Below are 20,544 nucleotides of genomic sequence, written 5' to 3' on the forward strand. Positions count from 1 at the left end.
AGCTAGGCCATTTCTTTATAAGTCAAAAATAGACGAGCATCAAATTCGAGTTGATGATAATCCGGCTCAATATGACAACAAAGTGCATAGAAGGCTTTGTTGTGATCTTTTTCTTTGATGTGTGCCAGTTCATGCACCACTAACATTCTGAGTAGTGGTTCGGGCGCATCTTTAAAAATCGACGCAATGCGGATCTCGTTTTTAGCTTTTAGTTTGCCGCCGTGATTACGCGAGACAAAAGTGTGCAAACCTAGTGCATGATTAACCACATGAATTTTAGGATCGTAAATGACTTTAGAAAGTGGCGAGGATTTTTTTAAGTAACGATTTTTAATTTGCATGGTGTACTCATACAGGGCTTTTTCTGTTTTGAGAGCATGCATTTTAGGGTATTTAGTTTGCACCCACGATTCGAGTTTACCATTGGCGATCAGCTGGTCGACTTGAGTTAAGACTTGCTGCGGATAGCCTTGTAGGTATTTAAGCGAGGGATTGTTTTTCATTGGCTGTTCTTTTTATCTGGTCGATGATTGACGTTGCTAATTGCTAATTGCTAATTGCTAATTGCTAATTGCCATATTATACCCATTCCATCAATTTAATGATCGCTCAAAATTGAATACAGAGAAAAGTGTCAAAGGCCATGGATGGCCTTTTCTCAAGCGACCAAGGACGGATCAGCGTCTTTTTTGCGTATTCAAATTGATCAAATATTAAATGAAATAGGTATTAACAGTAGCAACGCCAATTCGATGTGCTTATCTAAACGGAAGCTTTAAATTGTGCTTTGCGTAAACGGTTAAGAGCCGCCATCACATCGAGCGTTCTTGGTTTTGCTAAATCGCCATTATTTGGTAACGCTTGATGCCAGTCACCGGCTAGATACTGTTCGAACGCTTGGGCAGGGTTTTCACTCCAACCCTGTTGCTGCGATAACAAGAACCACAACCAACCTATGGTGTTTAATTCACAAATCGATTCAATTTGCTCAAGCGCTGAAAGATTAACGTGCTCTTTACCAAAGCGAAGGGTGTGAGTGCCTTTGCCTTGAATACGGAATTTACCTTCGGCTAAGATCTTTTGTAAGCAGCCATTTTGTAATGAACGCGAAGGATGAACCACCAATTCGCCTTCAACTTCATGGCTACGTTGGCTTGGGTGTTGTTCAATAACTTGCTTTGCTTTGGTGGTTACATCTAGTACTTGGTAGTCGTGCATTTGGATCACGGTGTCGGCCACATCAAAATAATCGCCCGAGCCGCCCATCACGATGATCGATGAAACGCCTTGTTGATCGCGCAGTTGACCAATGCGATCCACCAGTGGGGTAATAGGCTCATCGCCTTTTGCCACTAATGCCTGCATACGTTCATCACGGATCATAAAGTTGGTGGCGGAAGTATCTTCATCAATCAAAATCGTAGTCGCGCCGGCTTCAAGGGACTCTTGTAACCACGCCGCTTGTGAGGTCGAACCGGAAGCATCTTGAGTCGAGAAATCACTGGTGTCTTTGCCCATTGGCAGATGATTAATGTAGTTGGATAAATTTAAGTTGTGCACACTGCGACCATCTTCGGCGCGGATCTTCATCGCTTGTGGATCGGTAACAATATATTCACGTCCATCGCTAGGAATATGATCGTAAATAGAGCGCTCAATCGCGGTCAGTAGGGTCGATTTACCATGATAACCACCACCAACAATCAAAGTGATCCCTTTGGGAATACCTAAACCACGGATATGACCACGATGCGGAGTATGCAAGGTGACCGCTAAAGAATCTGGCGCGCTAAAAGTGATGGCATCTTTCATCGGTAAATCGCAATCGCCAGATACGCGAGGTAAAACGCTGTTATCGGCCACAAATGCCACTAAGTTATTGGCGGCCAGTTGACTGCGTAGCGCGGCTTGGTCTTCGGCAATTTCGCAATGACGTTTTAATGCCTCGATATCAATTTCGCGCGCAAGAGTGGCGCGGCGAATGAATTTTGGCAGGTGGAAGGTCAAAATGTTAATCGCTTTTTTACCTAAGATCTGACGACCATCGGCAGGTAAATTGACGCGAAAACGCAGCTCAATTCCTTGTTCAGTGAATAATACCGCGGTGTGATCTAAAATCGTTTGGCCATTAAATGCAATATCAACTGTCGCTTCAGGTTGCGCTAATTTGGAAAAATAGCGAGCAATGAAATCACGCGCAGAACGTTGATAATCTTCTGATTCTTCTAGTAACCATTTGAGATCGGTTAATGACCAAGCTCGTTTAGCTCGCAATCGAGAAGCGGTGGCATGCGGGTCGCCTTGAACCGTATCGATAAAAAGATCGAAGTCAGTAAAATCGTATTGTCCCTTGATTTGTTGATAGGCACGATAGTTTTGTTTTTCGATGTTTTTCAGCGCGAAGATCAGGGTTTCCATAGATTATCAGTTTCACTTTTATAATGAGGCAAAATTTAGCCGCTCAGTATAACCTGAATTGGGATTTAGGCGAAGAGCTTAAGTATATAAAGCCCATCGGTGTACACGGCAAGATCATTGTGAATTGGTCGATATTAGGGGTAGGTATTGGATTCTTTTTTTGTTACGCGTTAGTGCACCTAAATTGAATTCTTGCTCAAAAAATGCAATTGAACTATTATTTGTACGTTATTTTGTACCTTCTGGAGTTTGATATGAGCCGTATACATTTCGATCAAGATATTCAGCCTCTTTCTGAATTTCGTGCTGGTGTCACCTCATTTATTAAGCAAATAAATGAAACCCGTCGTCCTCTTGTCATTACTCAACGCGGTAAAGGTGTCGCTGTTGTACTTGATGTTGCTGAATATGAAGCAATGCAAGAAAAAATAGAGTTACTTGAAGAATTGCGAACAGCAGAAGCTCAATTCGCTTCTGGCTTAGGTGTATCTAATGAAGAGGCTCGAGATCAAGTATTAGGGCGTATTAAATGATGAAAGTCGTTTGGTCTCCATTGGCTCTTGAAAAGCTTGGTGATGCTGCTGAATTTATTGCTTTAGATAGCCCTGCAACGGCTAAAAAATGGGTAAATGAAGTATTCGACAAAACAAATTCACTTGGAACTATGCCTGAAATGGGACGAATGGTTCCAGAAATGCCACACACAAATTATCGTGAAATTCTGTTTGGTTATTATCGTATTATTTACAGTGTAGGTGTGGAAGTCCGTGTATTGACGATTCGTAATTGTCGTCAGATATTAACTGAAAACGATTTTTAACACGGAGTTTGCAGCAAAAAAGGTTCTGTTGGTTTCGCGAAAGTGTGCTGATCTAGTTTTGCTTGATTTTTGCACGCACCGTTAACCACTTAATGTAGTGTTAATTTTCAATACCCGAGTTAATCAATCTTTCTGGTCATCTCTTTCATCTTGGAAAGTGTTATGCGCCTAACATGAAAAATCCAAATTTTTGATCAGAGGATAGTATCCTCAGGCAAGTGTCGCTCAGAGTCGAACTGGAACTTGTTCGACTCTTTCTCGAGCGTACTTATGCCTTGTCAGAAAAATTATGTAAAACTTAGTCCACCAATGCTTGTAATTCATCAATACTAATATCTTGGTTGTAATCGACATTATCAAAATCAAAACCATTGATTTGCATAAATTCTTTTTTAAGGCCTTGATAGTCGCCAATTTGTTTAAAGTTATCCGCAGTCATATTGTCTACGATGGCTTTAACTTGCGCTTGAGTGGCGTCATCTAGTTCCCAATCATCGATGCGGATCAAGCGTTCGGCATCAACCGGAATATCATGTTGGACATCTCCATCTAGCGCATGATTATAAAGTTTGGTGGTAAACAAGCGCTGCATTTGTTCAATACAACCTTCATGAGTACCGTTTTCTTTCATCACTTTATACAGCGCAATCAAATAAGGCGTTAAAGTAGGGATAAAGACACTGGCTTTAGTCACTAATGCCTTACACACACTGGCGTGCGCAGAACCATTAAAGTTGCTCATTTTTAAGTTCAAAGAATGACTGGCTTGATGTAAATCGACTTTGGCCCAACCTAGCGTGCCATCGCGATAAATAGGGGCGGTGATCTCACTGCCAATGTAGGAAAATGCCACGGTTTTACAGCCTTCAGCCAAAGATTCACTGTTAATTAAATCGTCAATCCAACTTTCCCAATCGGAGCCGCCCATGACTTTGAGGGTTGACTCAATTTCAGCATCGCTTGCCGCTTCAACCGTGCTCTCATGCCATGAGTCATCTTCTAATAACACGCTTGCACCAGTGACGCTGTCACCGATTGGTTTGATGCTGGAGACCCATTTCTCTCCGGTTTTATGATCTGGGCGCATTCCAGTCGCTAAACTATAAATGACCAGATCAACTTCACCTTCAAAGTAAGTTTCAATCGCTTCAACCACTTGGGCGCGTGTTTGTTTGGCAAATGCATCGCCGACGATATTAATCGCAATGCGACCTTCTTTTTCGGCTTCTTTTTTGAAAAAGATATTATTGTACCAACCTGCGGTGCCGACTCCTTTTTCTGATGGGCCACGCTCAAAAGACACCCCAATGGTATCGGCTTGACTGCCACCAAACGCAAGGGCAATACGAGAAGCCAAACCAAAGCCCGATGAAGCGCCTAAAATCAAGACACGCTTAGGACCATTTTTAATAGCAGCAGCTTGCTTTACGAATTCGATTTGTTGTTTTACTGCCGCTTCGCAACCATAAGGATGAGCTGAACGGGCAACAACGCCTTTAATGATGGGCTCAATGATCATGTTGAATCCTATTTATCTAATTGGTGTAACCATCTTGAATTGAAATTACGGCTTGTGAAATCATTGAGATCGGCTCAATAACAGTAAATTCAATCGATTTGGTTACCTTTGAAAAAGTAATGAGAAAAGTTCTAAATTTAGAATAGGAGGGTTTAGCGATAAATTTATTGCGCCAAACAGGTATAAAGGGCATTTTTTTTGAATAAATGTGATTAAATTGTTTCAGATCATGAATAAGAAACGCCATATCACATTGATATGGCGTAAGTCACGATTTGCATAACTGTTATAAATTTGTGTGAACTTGGATCATTTTAACCTGAACTTATAGAATAGGTTGCAGCTGAGTCGCCATAAACTGGGCGATCCACGGTTGTGCTTCGGCTTTTGGGTGCAGTCCATCTTTTTTCATTAACTCAGGTTTGACGATCACATCTTGTAAGAAAAATAGTAACAAAGGGATGTTTTGTTGTTTGGCCAATTCAGGGTATAAATTAGAGAAAGCTTGGGTATAACGTTTACCATAGTTCGGCGGAACCATAATTTGCATTAATGCTACTTGGCTACCGGAACCTTGGCTTAATTTGATTATTTGAGTGAGGTTTTGGCTGATGGTCGCGGGGGGAAAGCCTCTTAACCCATCATTAGCGCCTAATTCGATCACCACCCAATCTGGGTTATGTTGTGATAATAATGCCGGCAGGCGAGCTAATCCGTTACCCGATGTATCACCAGAGATACTGCCATTTATCACCGTGGCGTTAATGCCTTTGGTTTTTAATTCTTTCGGTAATAATGACGGCCAACTTTGCTCGATTGCCATTTGATAGCCAGCACTTAAGCTATCGCCCAAGATTAAAATCGTTGGATTTTGTTGGCTTGCTTGCGCCATATTTATCTGTGTTAAGGATGTTACACACAGCATTATCATTAAGGAGAATATTCTCATCATGTCTCAATCACCTATCGTTCATTCATCTGCAACAACATCGACTCTTAACTCTGAGTCTACCGCGTCAGATCCTAAAAAGGTAGCGGTGATCACGGCGCAAAACGTTGCAAAAGTTGTCAGCACCAAACAAGAGCAACTCACGATTTTACACCATGTAACGCTGAGCATTAATGCAGGGGAAAGTGTGGCATTAGTGGGGACTTCTGGCGCAGGAAAATCGACCTTAATGACCTTGCTGGCAGGGCTAGATACCGCCACCAGCGGCGAGATCAGTTTACTGGGGAAACCGTTATCGAGTTTAGATGATGAAGCCAGAGCGGCGCTTCGAAGTGATGCAATTGGTTTTGTGTTTCAAAGTTTTTTGCTTATTCCCACATTATCGGCATTAGAAAATGTCACGCTTCCTTGTTTGTTAAAAGGTGAGAAAGAAGACATTCAACGTGCGACTGCATTGTTAACTGAAGTCGGGCTGAGGCTCGTATACATCATACTCCAAGCCAATTATCGGGTGGTGAGCAGCAACGGGTTGCATTGGCTCGTGCATTTATGATCAAACCTCAAATTTTGTTTGCCGATGAACCGACCGGTAATTTAGATCAGATCACTGCCACTAAAATTATTGAGCAACTATTTGAATTGAATCAGGCGCATGGCACCACATTAGTGTTGGTGACGCATGATAATGAACTGGCGCAACGTTGCGATCGTATTTTCCAGATGCAAGCGGGATATTTAGAAGAAAAAACCACTGGAGGCGAATAATGGGTAATTCTCATCACTCCGCGAACACGGGGTCTCTGCCTAATAAGGCCTTATTAAAGTGGAGTTGGCGCGAAATCAAGCATGGTCAATTATGGCCAGTGGCGATGGCGCTTACTTTGATCATTGCTTGTGTGTTTGGACTTGCAGCCTTAGCCGATAGGCTCGATCAAGTGGTGATGAACCAAGGTAAAAATGCTTTAACTGCTGACACTGTTTTTCGTTCATCCAATCCTTTGCCGCAAACGTTACTAGATGATGTTGCGAAAAAATCGGTTCAAACCGCGACTTTAACCCGTTTTGCCACCATGGCATTTAGCGACAACAGTATGCAATTAGTGACGGTGAAAGCGGTGGATTCGGCTTATCCATTACGTGGTGAAATGTTATTGCAAGGAAAAAAAAGAGCACAAAAGAAACAAGCATCACAACCAAAATCAGTCTCACAAGGCGATAACTCGATTTCAAATCATGTTAATAACAATCAATTGTGGCTTGAACCTCGGGTAATGGATCAACTGCAAGTTAAAATTGGTGACAATGTCACGATTGGCGATGCCGATTTCAAGGTGTCAGGGCAGGTGTTACAAGAGCCTGGTTTAGCCTTTAATCCGTTCCAGCAAATGCCCAGTGTGTATATTCATCAATCGGATGTAGCCAAAACGGGCGCGGTGCAAGTCGGGAGTCGCGTCAGCTTTCGCTTATTTATTAACGCCTCACAAAACCAAATAGACGCACTTAAGAAGCAGATTGAACTGACCCCAAGCGATCGCTGGATCGATCAAGATTCACAGAGCCGTACCTCGGAAGTTTTTGAGCGGACAAAACAATATTTATCATTAACGGTGGCGATTGTGATTGTTATGGCGGCGATCACCTTAGTGTTAACCTGTCAGCATTATGTTGCCAGTCGTCGTCAAACCATTGTGATGTTAAAAAGTTTAGGTGCACAAAAACAGTGGCTGATCCGTTGGCTGTCATTGCAAATTGGCAGTTTGTTTGTGATTGGTATGGTGATTGGCGTGATATTAGAAGTTTTATTACGCATTCCATTAACCGACGTATTGCCAGATCCGCTACCAAGCTATGGCTGGATGCCGTTGGTTTTCTCTATCGGTACTTGTCTTGCCATTGGTATTCCAGCATTAGGGATCCCGTTATTAGGTTTACTTAACACCTCTGCCGCGTCTGTTATGCAAGACTCAGCGGCCAAAATATCGAAAAAAGCATGGAGCTTAGTATTACTGCCATTCGTGTTATTAATTCTTGCGTATGGCAGTAATGTTTTAGTGTGGATGGTGCTTGCCAGTATTATGGTACTGTTTGTATTGCTGGCGATCATTAGCCTTGGGGTAGCTCGCTTATTACAACGATTACCCGCCACACCGGCGTTAAAGTTGGCATTAAGTCGGATTAATCGCTCCTCGCTTGCCAGTGGCATTCAATTTGGGGCATTAGCCTTATCATTAATGTTGATTGCTATGATTTGGTTGGTACGCAATGATTTACTCAGTGACTGGCAACAAACTCTGCCGCCCGATGCGCCGAATGTGTTTGCTCTTAATATTGCCGATCATGAAAAAGACGCCTATCTACAACAGTTAGATCAGGCGAAGTTGATCCGCTCGCAAGCCTATCCGATCATTCGAGGCCGCATTAGTCAGATCAATGGCGTTGACGCGAAAGAATATGCCCATGGTGAAGATAAGAGTGATTCTCTGCGCCGCGAGTTAAACTTTACTTGGGCCGATTCATTGCCGCAAAGTAATGATTTGCTCGAAGGCACATGGGGTGAATCAGGCAGTGTGTCAGTTGAGTCCGGTGTTGCTGATGACTTGGGCTTAAAAATTGGCGATACCGTGTCATTTGTGATCAGCAGTCAAACCGTTAGCGCTAAGGTGAATACGATTCGAAAAGTGCATTGGCGTGAAATGAAGCCCAATTTTTACTTTATTTTCACCCCTGATGTTTTAAAAGATATTGCTGGTACTTGGCTTGTGAGTTTTAAAGCGCCTCAAAGCAAAAACATGGAGGTTGAAACTGAGCAGCTCGATGGCAATTTATTCTTAAATACATTATCGCGCGATTACCCAACTGTGAGTTTGATGGACATTCGAACCATGGCGGGGAAAATCCAAGTGCTACTGACTCAAATTGTTTGGTCGATCACCGTATTGGCGGGGTTAGGGGTAGTCGCAGGATTGTTGCTGATCTTTACTTTGTTGCGGTTGAGCTTGTCGCAACGTCAGCAAGAAATCCGCTTATATCGAACTTTAGGTGCCAGTCGTAAACGTATTAACCGCACTGTGTGGTATGAATACGGCATCATGGCATTGATTGCCGGTTTAGTGGCCTGTGTTGGGGCAGAAGCAAGTGTCGCCAGCATCATGAAATGGGGATTTGAGTTAGAACCTACTTGGCATTGGGGGTTGTGGTTCAGTCTGCCAGCATTGGCTTTTGTTACTTTAGCTTTGGTGCTGAAAACACTGATCAGCCAATTGTTGGTGCCTATGAATAAAGTAAACGATTAACTGCTTTGTGGAATAGTTTGTGAGTTATCCACAAAAACGGTGGATAAATATTGGGATAACTCACAGGTACTTTTGAGGGGGTCGGCTTGAAAGCCACGTGCTGTCATTGTTAGAGAAATTTGGTTATACACATTTATTAAAAATCAAAAAAGTGAATAGATTGAGTCAAGCTATATTTGCGTTATTTTTCATAAAAAAAGTAGACAAGTTTTCAAATTTTCCTCGAAAAAACTGACCAAAATGATAGGGTAATCACAGGAGTTTACAACCTGCTGTAATATTGCATTATGCTGGTTGTTTTAAGGGCGGTTTTTGCAAAAAATCGTGGTTTCTAGCTTAAAAATAGCATGATATTTTTGTTTATTCGTTTTGCTAAAAAATCTTTTAGGCTGACATCCCAGCCATTATGCTTTTAACCAATATCTCGTCCTCGTTATGGATTATATACCTAGTTAAATAGGTATGACTTTAGGATTATCAAACACACTATGTCAGCACCTCATATTGGTATTATTGGTGGTGGAATTGCAGGGGCAACCGCCGCCTTGCATTTTGCTGAATTGGGATTAGACGTTTCTATTTTTGAGCGTGGACCAAGCTTGGTTGATGGTCCACCGATTTGTCACTTGCATGCGGGTGGCAACTTATATCGAGAGATCTCCCAACAGCAGTGTGTCCAATTACTGCAAGAATCAATTGAAACGGTCAAGTTATATCGTCATACCTTAAATGTACGTCCGACCGTAATTGCCGTGCCTAAACAAGATAAAGGCCAACCAGAAGATTTACTGCCGCGTTTAGAAGTGATCAAACAGGCTTACCATCAATTAGTGGCGAGCGATCGGTCTAATCAAGTGTTGGGAGACCCTGATCATTACTATCAATTATATTCCAAACACGATCTTGAAAGGTTAGCGAAACAAGCGGTGCCAAAACCTGATGATATCAGTGAAGCAAGTTTAGATGAATGGATGATCCCGTTTGCCAAACAAGTGGATTTAAATACCCTGAAGTTTCCGGTAGTGCTGGTGCAAGAATATGGCTTAAGTGTGTTTCGTTTATCTGCCACGGTGAACATTTCGCTGCAACAACTGCCCAATTGTCATGTTTACACCGATACCACCGTCACTGGGGTTAATGAATCCTGCTATTCAGATGGTAAAACCAATTCAGACATTAAAACCGATGCAGACGTTAAAGCGAATGTAGACGGTAAAGGGAATGCAGACAATAAAACCAAGTGGAATATCCATTTTCAACCGTCCGTTTCACCAACCAGTGGGATGGGGGATCACAGCCGCAGTGTTGAAGTTGATTATTTGATTAATGCTTCCGGCTATCAAACTGGCACGGTCGATGATTGGATCAAAGCACCACGTTCACGCTTAGTTGAATTTAAAGCGGCCTATGTGTCTCGTTGGTTAGAGCATGATGGCATGTGGCCAGAGGTGATTTTTCATGGTGAGCGTGGAACCCCGCAAGGTATGGCGCAATTAACACCGTATCCCGACGGCTATTTTCAACTGCACGGGATGACGGAAGACATCACCTTGTTTAGTGATGGGGTGGCTAAATCGACCGCAGAAAGTTCTCAACCTAAACTACCGGCCTATTTGATCAATAAAATGATCCGTGGTTGGGATGAGAGCCAACAAATTGAGCGTACCAATAAAGCCATAGCTCACATGGCGCAGTTTATTCCAAGCTTTGCGAGCGCCACTGTCGGCGGAAAACCACTATTTGGCGCACAACAAGTTCCGGGAAGTGATATTTCCTTACGCGCGGCAAGTGTGTCGTTTGTGGGAGATAACTATGCACGTTTAGAGATAGTAAAAGCGTCATCGGCGATTGAAGCGGCGAAACAAGTTGAAGCAGAGTTATATAATAAAGGCTATTTGAGTGCTTCAGATTCAATTGCGCGTGATCCCGTGTCCGCACGATTAGAGCTTCGCCAAGTATTAAGCAAAGCATTCCAATTAGCACAGCAAAGGCATTACCCAACCGCATTAGCCGATATTGGTGGTGTCAATCGAGATGATTAGTCAACATACTGTGCCGTATCTAATCGATTTGACGGATATCGACCGTGCTCGCAACAGGGCAGTGATCACTTAAATGATGATATAGCGCTTCTTCTCGGCTAAACAATACCTGTTTACCTTGCGAGGCGCGCCCCGGTTTGCTGATGATAATATGGTCAATCAAGCTTGGGTAGCGATACAGCTCATTAGGATCATTTCTCGATTTCACCTGACAAAATGCATCTGTGGTGGCGGTTACCAATTCAACTTGTCTTTCAATACCTTTATTCAACGTTAACCATAACCAATCATTTTGCGATGAATTTCCGTGAAAGGAGAGGTTGTGATTAAAATCGCCCATCACAATAAACGCTTCTTTATTGTTAAGTCGGGTTTGCATCCATTGATTAAGTTTCTTACCTTGTTGACTTAACTGACTGCAATTTTTACTGCGCGATTTCTTGCCAATACAACCTTGCTTTAAATGAACCGATAACAAGTGCACGTTAGGCTCACCGATCCGTTTTAACACCACATAAGTGCCAAAACGCAATTTTGAATTGGGTGACATGATCAGATCGCGCGGATCACTCACTTTCCATTTTTTAGAAATAGCCAAACCTGTGTATTGATTGACATCGGAGAATTGCTTGGATTTGTTCGATGACCAAGATCTATCGGAGAGATAGATGTGATAAAAAGGCCCCACCACTTTTTTGATGGCCGCTTTTGAATCGACTTCTTGAAAAGCTAAAATATCGGCTTGAATCGCAACAAACTTGTCATTGAGTCGGGCGAAGTCTTGCGAAGAGCGTTTACTTTGAGGAATACTTCGGCTGGGCTTGGTCGTGAGCCATTCTAAGTTCCAAGTCGCCACATTTAAGTCATTTGCCTGCACCGTCGGCGCAAAGAAACCACAAAAACCAGACAAAACCAAAGCAAGCATTGGAGCGGTGAAATTTCGCATTTTATTCCTTTAAAAAATGAAAATAGTAGTTGCTATTTAGGTTATTTTGAGTGTGGTAAATTACTATTTATTGACCTAAGTTTAGCGACTAAGTGACGCATAAAATAGTATGTAATTTGAAATAAAAGCGTTTTCATCCTTGACCGCGATCTTGAACACCAAGATCGTATTGATCTTCATCGCACCCATCCTTTTATTGATCTAAATCAAGAGCTCATTTGGTGTAAAATCGATAATGTGCACCATATATTGTGTCTTGGTTGGTTTTTAACCCTATATAATGAATTTGTCAGTAGGAAGAACGTTTTGATGACTAAATTAATCGTAATAAAAAGAGATGGGGCAAAAGTGCCATTTCAACAAGATCGTATTGTTGCTGCGGTAGAAAGCGCGGCGGAACAGTCCGATCAAGCATTGAAAGATTATGCCCAGTCTGTTGCTCAAAATGTTGAAACCAAACTGACGGCTCAGTGTCATCCAGATCTGCAAGGCATACACATAGAAGAAATCCAAACATTAGTCGAAAATGAACTGATGCAAGGCTCGTATAAAGGGTTGGCACGCGCTTATATTGAATATCGTCATGATCGTGATATTTCGCGTGAAAAAACCAGCGCTTTGACCAAAGAAATTGACGGATTGATCGAGCAAAACAATACTGACATTTTAAATGAGAATGCCAATAAAGATGGCAAGGTGATCCCAACTCAACGTGATCTTCTCGCCGGTATCGTGGCCAAACACTATGCGAAACAGCACATTCTTCCGCGTGACATTGTAACGGCGCATGAAGTGGGTGATATTCATTATCATGATCTTGATTACGCGCCGTTCTTCCCAATGTTCAACTGTATGTTGATCGATCTAAAAGGCATGCTGACGGGCGGCTTTAAAATGGGTAACGCTGAAATTGACACCCCAAAGTCCATTTCAACCGCAACCGCAGTGACCGCGCAAATCATTGCTCAAGTGGCCAGTCATATTTATGGCGGCACCACCATTAACCGCATTGATGAAATTCTAGAACCGTATGTTCATGCTAGCCATGCTAAGCAATTGAAGCTGGCGCAACAGTGGGATATTCCTAATCCACAAGAGTTTGCCCGTAAACAAACCGAAAAAGAATGTTACGACGCTTTCCAATCTTTGGAGTATGAAGTCAATACACTGCATACCGCGAATGGCCAAACGCCTTTTGTGACCTTTGGTTTTGGTTTAGGCGAAAGCTGGGCCAGTAAACTGATCCAACAATCTATTTTGCGTAACCGTATTGCGGGTTTAGGTAAAAATCGTAAAACGGCTGTATTTCCAAAGCTTGTATTTGCGATCCGCGATGGCTTAAACCATAAACCAAGCGATCCGCATTACGATGTTAAGCAACTGGCGCTTGAATGTGCCACCAAACGTATGTACCCAGATATTCTTAACTACGACAAAGTAGTGGAAGTTACCGGTTCGTTTAAAACCCCAATGGGCTGTCGTAGTTTCCTTGGTACTTATGAAGAAAATGGCGAGTTGATCCACGATGGTCGGAATAATATCGGGGTTGTGAGCTTAAACTTGCCACGCATCGCGATTGAAGCTCATGGCAGTGAAGACGAATTCTACAACATCTTAGAAAGCAAATTAGTATTAGCGAAGCGCGCATTAGACACTCGTATTCAACGTTTAGAAAATGTTAAAGCTCGTGTTGCACCAATTTTATATATGGAAGGGGCATGTGGCGTTCGTCTAAAAGCCGATGACAACGTTGCCGAGATTTTCAAACATGGTCGTGCTTCGATTTCGCTGGGTTATATCGGTTTACATGAAACCGCTACCGCATTGTTTGGTACAGAAAAGCACTTATACGACGATGAAAAAATGCGTCTAAAAATGCTGCGCATCGTCAATCGCTTAAAAGATACAGTTGATCGCTGGACGAAAGAAAGCGGTTATGGTTTTAGCTTGTATGCGACGCCAAGTGAGAATTTATGTAATCGATTCTGCCGTTTAGATGCCAAACAATTTGGTGTCATTGATGGCGTAACCGATAAAGGTTACTACACCAACAGTTTCCACTTAGATGTGCAAAAAACCGTTAACCCATACGATAAAATTGACTTTGAAATGCCATATCCAGAAGTCTCTAGCGGTGGCTTTATTTGTTATGGCGAATTCCCAAATATGCAACATAACGTTGAAGCACTCGAAAACGTATGGGATTACAGCTATAACCGCGTGCCTTATTACGGTACCAATACTCCAATTGATGAGTGTTATGAGTGCGGCTATACCGGTGAGTTTGAATGTACTAGCAAAGGCTTTACTTGTCCGAAATGTGGTAATCACGATTCAACCAAAGTATCGGTCACTCGTAGAGTTTGTGGTTATTTAGGCAGCCCTGACGCTCGTCCATTTAATGATGGTAAGCAGGAAGAAGTAAAGCGCCGAGTTAAGCATTTATAATTATACCCGTCATACTTGAAGCTACAGCTTCGTTGACTTCATTATTTAGGCTATAGACAGAAAAATCTAAGACCAAACGCAGCATAAGTCCTTAAGCTGCGTTTGTTGTTTTAGTGGTGTTATTTTGGATTTGGAAGTGAATGAATATTTCTCAATATTATCCCATTGATGTGATCAATGGCCCAGGTACGCGTTGTACCTTGTTTGTGTCTGGTTGTGTCCATCAATGTAAAGGATGTTATAACCAGTCAACTTGGTCACCGAGTTCGGGGTCGTTATTCACCCAAGAAAATCAAGACACGATTATTCGAGATCTGCTTGATACTCGAATAAAGCGCCGCGGATTATCACTTTCTGGCGGCGATCCACTTCATCCTGATAATCTTGATGATGTCTTGGCACTATTGCAGCGTGTTCGTAAAGAATGTGTCGGCAAAGATGTCTGGATGTGGAGTGGATATACACTGGCAGAGTTGAATGCTAAACAACAACAAGTTGTGGCATTGGTGGATGTGCTGGTGGATGGTAAGTTTGAACAAGAATTAGCCGATCCAAGTTTGAACTGGAAGGGCAGTGCTAATCAGGTTATTCACTACTTTAGTGAGCTAGATTAGGCGCACTTGATCTTTAGTGATTCAATTTTGTTCGAGAAAAGCGTTATAGGTAAGGCAAGCCGTATGAAGTCTCGTTGCTAAGTATTGTTAATCGTTATTAAAAAAATCGATGAGAGTTAAATTCTCATCGATTTTTTTTTGTGCCAATGGTAATTTGACACTAATTGTATCATTTCACAGGGTTGTGTCTTATGTTATCTCATCTTACTGCGCCTCAAGCAGATCCTATTTTATCGCTTTCAATTGCCTATCGCGCCGATCCTCGCGCTGAAAAGGTCGATTTGGGTATTGGCGTTTATAAAAATAGCCAAGGCCAAACACCGATCATGGCAGCGGTTAAACAAGCTCAACAACGCCAAACCGAACAACAAACCAGCAAAGCGTATGTTGGTCTTGCCGGTAACGAAGTATTTAACCAATGCATGATCGATCTGATTGTCAAAGATACTTCGGCTTATTCTCGCGTGTCAGCCATTCAAACCCCCGGAGCCAGCGGCGCATTACGTATGTTGGGCGACTTAATCAAGGTGGCACAACCGGATACTACCGTTTGGATTTCGAACCCAAGTTATGTTAACCATCGCCCAGTGATGGAAGCGGCGGGCTTAAAGGTGCGTTATTACCAATATTTCGATCCTCAAACGCGTCAAGTTGACTCCCAAAAAATGCTGCAAGATCTATCATGCGCGGGTAAAAATGATGTGGTACTGCTGCATGGTTGTTGCCATAACCCAACGGGCGCGGATATTAGCTTGAGTGACTGGAAAGCGATCACCGAGCTGGCGCATAAAAATGGTTTTACTCCGTTTGTGGACATTGCTTATCAAGGATTTGGCGATGGACTTGAACAAGATGTCGCGGGGGTGAAATTTATGGCAGATAATGTTGAAGAGATGCTGATCACCGCGTCTTGTTCTAAAAACTTTGGTTTATACCGTGAGCGTACAGGCGCAGCGATTGTGGTAGGAAAGAACCAACAGCACACCGATAATGCCAAAGGAAAATTAATGACTTTGGCGCGCTCAACTTACACCATGCCACCTGATCATGGCGCAGATTTGGTCGCAACCGTGTTAACCGATGCCGATTTAACTCACACCTGGAAACAAGAATTAGTGGTGATGCAGCAACGATTGGTCGGTTTACGCACCGCTCTGTGCCAAGAATTGAACACGACGCACAATATGGATCAATTTGACTTCATAAAGTCACACAAAGGCATGTTCACTGTGTTAGGATTTTCATCACAACAAATGCTGCAATTGCGTGAAGACTATGGAATTTATGGCGTAGGTGATGGTCGTATTAACATTGCAGGCTTGCAAGAAAAAGACATAGAGTATGTTGCTAACGCGATTGCAACATTAGCAAGATAATCATACATCCAAAAAACGTGTATAATTAATCCTATAAATCTAAATAATGATGACGTTTGTCGTCATTATTAAAAATTGAATTAAAAAAAGGTTAGTATAATGAAAAAATGGGGCTTTCTCTTTCCTGTCATCTTATCTGTTGCTGTGGTCGGCTGTTCTACAACGCCACCACCTGCATCAACCGATTCGACAACCACAAGCAGTACTGTAAAGAAAGATGATGCCACCGCAAGCAATACTGCTGCATCAAAATCTGACGCAGAAAAAGCGGCGGCGGCAAAAACAGACCCAGCAAAGTTGTCACCTAAAGAAAAGCACCCTAATGTAAAACCTAAGCCAATGCCAACCGTGACGCCGAAGAAAGCTCACGCGATCACAACAGGCACTAAAACGCCAGAAGGCAAGCTGATCTTAGGTCAAAAAGAGTGGATCCATATTGATTGGCTAGATATTAACGTTCCTGCTCGTATTGATACTGGCGCGACCACTTCATCAGTCAGTGCTATTGATATCGTTGCTTTTGAGCGTGATGGTAAGAAGTGGGTGAAATTCAAACTTGCTCATGATAATAAAAGTTCAAAAGAACTTGAATTGCCGGTGGCTTCTACCAAATTTATTCGTCAGTCTAACTCAGATAAAACCTTCGAGCGTTATGCGGTAAAAGGTTGGATCACAGTCGGACCCCTGAAAGTACAAACTGAATTTACTTTAGCGGATCGTACTCACATGGATTTTGCTGTGTTACTAGGGCGTAGTTTCTTCCGCGATGAAGCGGTGGTTGATGTTAGCCGTCAATATGTACAGCCTAAAGTGAAAATTGGTACCAATAAATAAAACGGCATCTTTGTTGATTGGGCATAGTGCTCATTGTGATTTCATCAATTAAACTTTAATCAACTAAATAGAAAAGATAAAACCTCCTGAACTTTCGATAAGTTAGGAGGTTTTTTATGTTTAAAAGTAGCGATATCTATGGTTAAACTGTTCCGTTTGATTTTTCTCTCTAAACTGTTGGATCTTCTCTAGTTGTTTGTATATGACATAGTAGCGACTGATATTCGCGACATAATCCACCGGCTCACGACTAATATATTTACGAGCCATCACCTCGACATGATTAAACCAGATATTCGGATCATAGCCATGTTTTAGCGCTAAGCGGCGCATTTTTCGAATTTTAGCGGGACCGGCGTTGTAAGAGGCAAGGGATAAATAGATTTGGTTTTCAACGGTGATATTGTCATCATTGTAATATCTGTCTTGTATGAATCGCATATACTTCACACCTGCATGAACATTATTTCCTGGTTTTTCAATGTTTTGTATATTTATGTAAGGTTCATTAGCCGTAGTTGGCAGAAGTTGCATTAAGCCTACAGCACCAGCGTGAGAAACCAAATTATTGTTAAAGCGTGACTCTTGGAATGATTGCGCAGAGACCATCAACCAATCAAATTGATATTGTTCAGAATATTGTTTAAAAATGGCTGAGAGATTATTTAAACGATCTAATTTTTTAGGGCTTAACGCTGTATTTAACCATTTAGTGTGGTTGAGGTATTTGTTGTAAATAACATTGCCAAGTAAAGTGCCTTGCTTGGATGTTTTTACAAATCGATTCACGACTTTTTTAAGTTGAGGTTCATTTTTTCGCATTGCCCAGGCAATTTGACCTTCGGTTCGGATCGGGAATTTGTCATGCAGACGAATATTTTTCATTCGTTGTACCCAAAGTCTAGATTTGTGGCCATCAATGACGGTGGCAGGAAGAAGATTTTGATTGAGCATTTCCATTAATTCATAGTCTTGTAATGAGGTCTCAACAAAGTTGATCTGAATAGGAGGTAAGCCTGCTGTATTGAGTTGTTGGTTGATACTCTTGAGACTTTCGAAGTAACTCGAACTTGGTCGAACCCAAATCTCTTTTCCGCTTAAATCTTTTAATGTTTTAATCTCGGGGGTATTTTTATTGGTGACAATGAGTTCTTGTACATGATTGACGATAGGAGTGCTAAAGCTATAATTTTGTAGCCTTGTTGGGGTAATGGTTAAATTGGCAACGGCAAGGTCACCATAACCTGCATTAAGCGAAGGTAATAATTGATGACGTTGTACCGGAATGATTTGAATCTTTAACTTATTTTTACGTAAATCTTTTTCGAAATGATGCAAAATTTCGGCAATGATCCCTTTAGGTTGGCCTTTTTCGATATAATAAAACCCAAGATCGGCAGCCACTAATACTCGAATTCCCCCTCTTTTTTTCAACTCAGGTAAATCCCCCATATACGGTTGTTTACTTAATGGAGAAAGTTCAAGAGCAAAAACTAAGTTGGGTATTAATGTGAGAGCTACTACCCATAGTCGGAATCTTCGCATTAATTGTCATCACTTTGTTATGTTTGTTAAGTAAAGATAATGCCAAATAGAATGGTAAGCAAATAGCTTTGTGTTTATCTGGCAGTTAGAATGCGAAAGTGTTAGCTAGGTTTTAATTCAAATAATAAATTCTTGCTTTCACGTTGATAATAAATAGCTAAACCTCTGAACTAAATTACTTTTAAGAACTATTGAGAAATAAAATGAAAGGAACACATAAAGCACTGATGGTACAAGGCACAACCTCTGACGCAGGTAAAAGTGTGTTAGTGGCAGGCTTGTGCCGAGTTTTAGCGCGCAAAGGAATTAACGTCGCGCCATTTAAATCTCAAAATATGGCGCTTAATAGTGCGGTCACCAAAGATGGCGGAGAAATCGGCCGGGCGCAAGCGGTGCAAGCATTTGCCTGTGGCATTGAACCTAGCGTTGACATGAATCCGATTTTGTTAAAACCCAATACCGATATTGGTGCGCAAGTGATCGTGCAAGGTAAAGCGCTGCAATCGATGGACGCGATTGATTTTCATGGTTATAAGAAAATCGCCATGCCGTATGTGATGGATTCTTTTGAAAAATTAAGCGCGCAATATGACAGTATTATGATCGAAGGCGCAGGCAGTCCGGCAGAAATTAATCTTCGAGAAAACGATATTGCCAATATGGGCTTTGCTGAAAAAGCCGATGTGCCAGTGATCATTGTGGCTGATATTGATCGTGGTGGAGTATTTGCTCATCTTTATGGCACCTTGGCGTTATTATCGCAATCAGAGCAAAATCGGGTGGTGGGGTTTGTGATTAACCGTTTTCGCGGTGATATAAAACTTCTCGAATCTGGCTTAGATTGGCTTGAACAAAAAACCGGTAAACCTGTGATTGGGGTGTTACCTTTTTTACATGGCTTAAATATTGAAGCGGAAGATGCGATTAGCGCAGAGCAAACCTTGGGGGCCAATGCCAAATTCACTGTATTTGTTCCAGTGGTGACCCGCATGAGTAACCACACCGATTTTGATCCACTGCGATTACATCCTGATATTGACTTTCAATACCGTGCTCAAGGTCAATCATTGCAAGGCGCGGATCTTATCATTCTTCCTGGTACTAAATCGGTTCGACCTGATCTGGAATTTTTGAGAAAACAAGGCTGGGATAAGGATATTGAACGCCATTTGCGGTTTGGCGGCAAACTAATGGGGATCTGCGGCGGTTATCAAATGCTAGGTCAATGCATCTTAGATCCATTAGGTTTAGAGGGCGAAGCAGGTGAATCACAAGCTTTGGGTTATTTACGACTACACACTATATTAGAGCCACAAAAGCAACTACGCCAGATGCAAGGATGGTTAACGTTACCGCATCAACAAACCGTGACGGTTACAGGCTATGAAATTCATGCCGGTCGCAGTGAAACCGATGATCAGCAACCGATCGAATGGTTGGAAGAGTCACCCGATAGCGCCCAACATAGCCTAAAAGATGGCGCGATCAGTGACTGTGGACAGATATTTGGCAGCTATTTACATGGCTTGTTTGATGAACCCGAAGCGTTAACGGCCATTTTACAATGGGCGGGTTGCGAGCCTTTATCACAAGTTATAGACACTGACCAATTTAAACAACAAGCGATTGATCGCATTGCCGACGCGATTGAGACTCATCTAGACTTAAACTTACTGTGGCCGCAACTTAAAACCTGATGTCACCAACCAACAAACTGATGTAATATCTTAAAAATAATTA

At 42.1% G+C, this 20,544-nt stretch carries 15 protein-coding genes and 1 pseudogene; 10 read left to right on the plus strand and 6 right to left on the minus strand.

Features of this window, described 5'->3' with window-relative positions; translation table 11 throughout:
- Window positions 1–2: 2 nt before the first annotated feature.
- Both HC723_RS08635 and HC723_RS08640 read right to left on the minus strand, forming a co-directional pair.
- Entirely contained in the window at window positions 3–503 is a 501-nt protein-coding gene (locus HC723_RS08635; RefSeq protein ID WP_153448630.1) for a YgjP-like metallopeptidase domain-containing protein, read from the minus strand.
- Between the two features lie 259 nt (window positions 504–762).
- Window positions 763–2,418, minus strand: a complete 1,656-nt coding sequence (locus HC723_RS08640) for an ABC-ATPase domain-containing protein (RefSeq protein WP_190338782.1) — start codon at window positions 2,416–2,418, stop codon at window positions 763–765.
- A 254-nt stretch (window positions 2,419–2,672) separates the two neighbouring features.
- On the opposite strand from HC723_RS08640, the gene HC723_RS08645 reads away from it, so the two are divergent.
- Window positions 2,673–2,951 (plus strand): type II toxin-antitoxin system Phd/YefM family antitoxin, encoded by a 279-nt coding sequence (locus HC723_RS08645; protein ID WP_178306520.1) that lies wholly within the window; start codon window positions 2,673–2,675, stop codon window positions 2,949–2,951.
- Complete coding sequence (locus HC723_RS08650) at window positions 2,951–3,238, plus strand: type II toxin-antitoxin system RelE/ParE family toxin (RefSeq protein WP_190338798.1); 288 nt, start codon at window positions 2,951–2,953, stop codon at window positions 3,236–3,238. Before HC723_RS08645 ends, HC723_RS08650 begins: the two co-directional genes overlap by 1 nt.
- A gap of 298 nt (window positions 3,239–3,536) precedes the next feature.
- Here the strand turns inward: HC723_RS08650 and fabV are convergent, their stop codons facing one another.
- Together fabV and HC723_RS08660 are read right to left on the minus strand one after the other, a co-directional pair.
- Window positions 3,537–4,757, minus strand: a complete 1,221-nt coding sequence (gene fabV, locus HC723_RS08655) for an enoyl-ACP reductase FabV (RefSeq protein ID WP_190338783.1) — start codon at window positions 4,755–4,757, stop codon at window positions 3,537–3,539.
- Window positions 4,758–5,082: 325 nt separating this feature from the next.
- Entirely contained in the window at window positions 5,083–5,682 is a 600-nt protein-coding gene (locus HC723_RS08660; RefSeq protein ID WP_446751398.1) for an arylesterase, read from the minus strand.
- 112 nt (window positions 5,683–5,794) lie between these two features.
- Here HC723_RS08660 and HC723_RS08665 point away from each other — a divergent pair.
- From HC723_RS08665 to HC723_RS08675, 3 genes and pseudogenes are all read left to right on the plus strand, one after another.
- A pseudogene (locus HC723_RS08665) lies at window positions 5,795–6,471 on the plus strand (ABC transporter ATP-binding protein).
- Window positions 6,471–8,999 carry an ABC transporter permease gene (locus HC723_RS08670; RefSeq protein WP_190338785.1) on the plus strand — a complete coding sequence of 843 codons (2,529 nt, stop codon included), beginning with the start codon at window positions 6,471–6,473 and terminating at the stop codon, window positions 8,997–8,999. The pseudogene HC723_RS08665 and the gene HC723_RS08670 overlap by 1 nt, the downstream one beginning before the upstream one ends.
- 488 nt (window positions 9,000–9,487) lie before the next feature.
- Entirely contained in the window at window positions 9,488–11,041 is a 1,554-nt protein-coding gene (locus HC723_RS08675; protein WP_190338786.1) for an NAD(P)-binding protein, read from the plus strand.
- 19 nt (window positions 11,042–11,060) lie between these two features.
- On the opposite strand, the gene HC723_RS08680 is transcribed toward HC723_RS08675, so the two are convergent.
- Window positions 11,061–11,987 carry an endonuclease/exonuclease/phosphatase family protein gene (locus HC723_RS08680; protein ID WP_190338787.1) on the minus strand — a complete coding sequence of 309 codons (927 nt, stop codon included), beginning with the start codon at window positions 11,985–11,987 and terminating at the stop codon, window positions 11,061–11,063.
- Window positions 11,988–12,296: 309 nt separating this feature from the next.
- Between HC723_RS08680 and nrdD the strand changes: the two genes are divergently transcribed.
- The 4 genes from nrdD to HC723_RS08700 all read left to right on the plus strand — a co-directional run bounded on the left by nrdD (window position 12,297) and on the right by HC723_RS08700 (window position 17,259).
- Window positions 12,297–14,435 (plus strand): anaerobic ribonucleoside-triphosphate reductase, encoded by a 2,139-nt coding sequence (nrdD, locus tag HC723_RS08685; RefSeq protein ID WP_153448622.1) that lies wholly within the window; start codon window positions 12,297–12,299, stop codon window positions 14,433–14,435.
- Between the two features lie 140 nt (window positions 14,436–14,575).
- Window positions 14,576–15,049, plus strand: coding sequence for an anaerobic ribonucleoside-triphosphate reductase-activating protein (gene nrdG, locus HC723_RS08690; RefSeq protein WP_153448621.1), 474 nt, complete (start codon window positions 14,576–14,578; stop codon window positions 15,047–15,049).
- A 191-nt stretch (window positions 15,050–15,240) separates the two neighbouring features.
- Entirely contained in the window at window positions 15,241–16,425 is a 1,185-nt protein-coding gene (locus HC723_RS08695; RefSeq protein ID WP_153448620.1) for an amino acid aminotransferase, read from the plus strand.
- A gap of 96 nt (window positions 16,426–16,521) precedes the next feature.
- The gene (locus HC723_RS08700) at window positions 16,522–17,259 is read left to right on the plus strand and encodes an ATP-dependent zinc protease family protein (protein WP_446751399.1); all 738 of its coding nucleotides are present in this window, start codon (window positions 16,522–16,524) and stop codon (window positions 17,257–17,259) included.
- Between the two features lie 120 nt (window positions 17,260–17,379).
- Here HC723_RS08700 and HC723_RS08705 read toward each other — a convergent pair whose 3' ends face one another.
- On the minus strand, window positions 17,380–18,804 hold the full coding sequence (locus tag HC723_RS08705; protein ID WP_190338789.1) for a transporter substrate-binding domain-containing protein: 1,425 nt from the start codon (window positions 18,802–18,804) through the stop codon (window positions 17,380–17,382).
- A 203-nt stretch (window positions 18,805–19,007) separates the two neighbouring features.
- On the opposite strand from HC723_RS08705, the gene HC723_RS08710 reads away from it, so the two are divergent.
- Window positions 19,008–20,501 carry a cobyric acid synthase gene (locus tag HC723_RS08710; RefSeq protein ID WP_153448617.1) on the plus strand — a complete coding sequence of 498 codons (1,494 nt, stop codon included), beginning with the start codon at window positions 19,008–19,010 and terminating at the stop codon, window positions 20,499–20,501.
- Window positions 20,502–20,544: the final 43 nt, after the last annotated feature.

This window comes from Vibrio sp. S11_S32 (assembly GCF_014694465.1).
Taxonomy (GTDB): Bacteria; Pseudomonadota; Gammaproteobacteria; order Enterobacterales; family Vibrionaceae; genus Vibrio; species Vibrio algicola.

What these genes read in the sequence shown, in the direction of transcription:
- nrdG (WP_153448621.1), top strand. Translation starts at nt 14,576, where the DNA reads ATGAATATTTCTCAATATTATCCCATTGATGTGATCAATGGCCCAGGT.
- HC723_RS08675 (WP_190338786.1), top strand. Translation starts at nt 9,488, where the DNA reads ATGTCAGCACCTCATATTGGTATTATTGGTGGTGGAATTGCAGGGGCA.
- HC723_RS08695 (WP_153448620.1), top strand. Translation starts at nt 15,241, where the DNA reads ATGTTATCTCATCTTACTGCGCCTCAAGCAGATCCTATTTTATCGCTT.
- nrdD (WP_153448622.1), top strand. Translation starts at nt 12,297, where the DNA reads ATGACTAAATTAATCGTAATAAAAAGAGATGGGGCAAAAGTGCCATTT.
- HC723_RS08645 (WP_178306520.1), top strand. Translation starts at nt 2,673, where the DNA reads ATGAGCCGTATACATTTCGATCAAGATATTCAGCCTCTTTCTGAATTT.
- HC723_RS08660 (WP_446751398.1), bottom strand. Translation starts at nt 5,682, where the DNA reads ATGCTGTGTGTAACATCCTTAACACAGATAAATATGGCGCAAGCAAGC.
- HC723_RS08650 (WP_190338798.1), top strand. Translation starts at nt 2,951, where the DNA reads ATGAAAGTCGTTTGGTCTCCATTGGCTCTTGAAAAGCTTGGTGATGCT.
- fabV (WP_190338783.1), bottom strand. Translation starts at nt 4,757, where the DNA reads ATGATCATTGAGCCCATCATTAAAGGCGTTGTTGCCCGTTCAGCTCAT.
- HC723_RS08670 (WP_190338785.1), top strand. Translation starts at nt 6,471, where the DNA reads ATGGGTAATTCTCATCACTCCGCGAACACGGGGTCTCTGCCTAATAAG.
- HC723_RS08710 (WP_153448617.1), top strand. Translation starts at nt 19,008, where the DNA reads ATGAAAGGAACACATAAAGCACTGATGGTACAAGGCACAACCTCTGAC.
- HC723_RS08680 (WP_190338787.1), bottom strand. Translation starts at nt 11,987, where the DNA reads ATGCGAAATTTCACCGCTCCAATGCTTGCTTTGGTTTTGTCTGGTTTT.
- HC723_RS08640 (WP_190338782.1), bottom strand. Translation starts at nt 2,418, where the DNA reads ATGGAAACCCTGATCTTCGCGCTGAAAAACATCGAAAAACAAAACTAT.
- HC723_RS08635 (WP_153448630.1), bottom strand. Translation starts at nt 503, where the DNA reads ATGAAAAACAATCCCTCGCTTAAATACCTACAAGGCTATCCGCAGCAA.
- HC723_RS08705 (WP_190338789.1), bottom strand. Translation starts at nt 18,804, where the DNA reads ATGCGAAGATTCCGACTATGGGTAGTAGCTCTCACATTAATACCCAAC.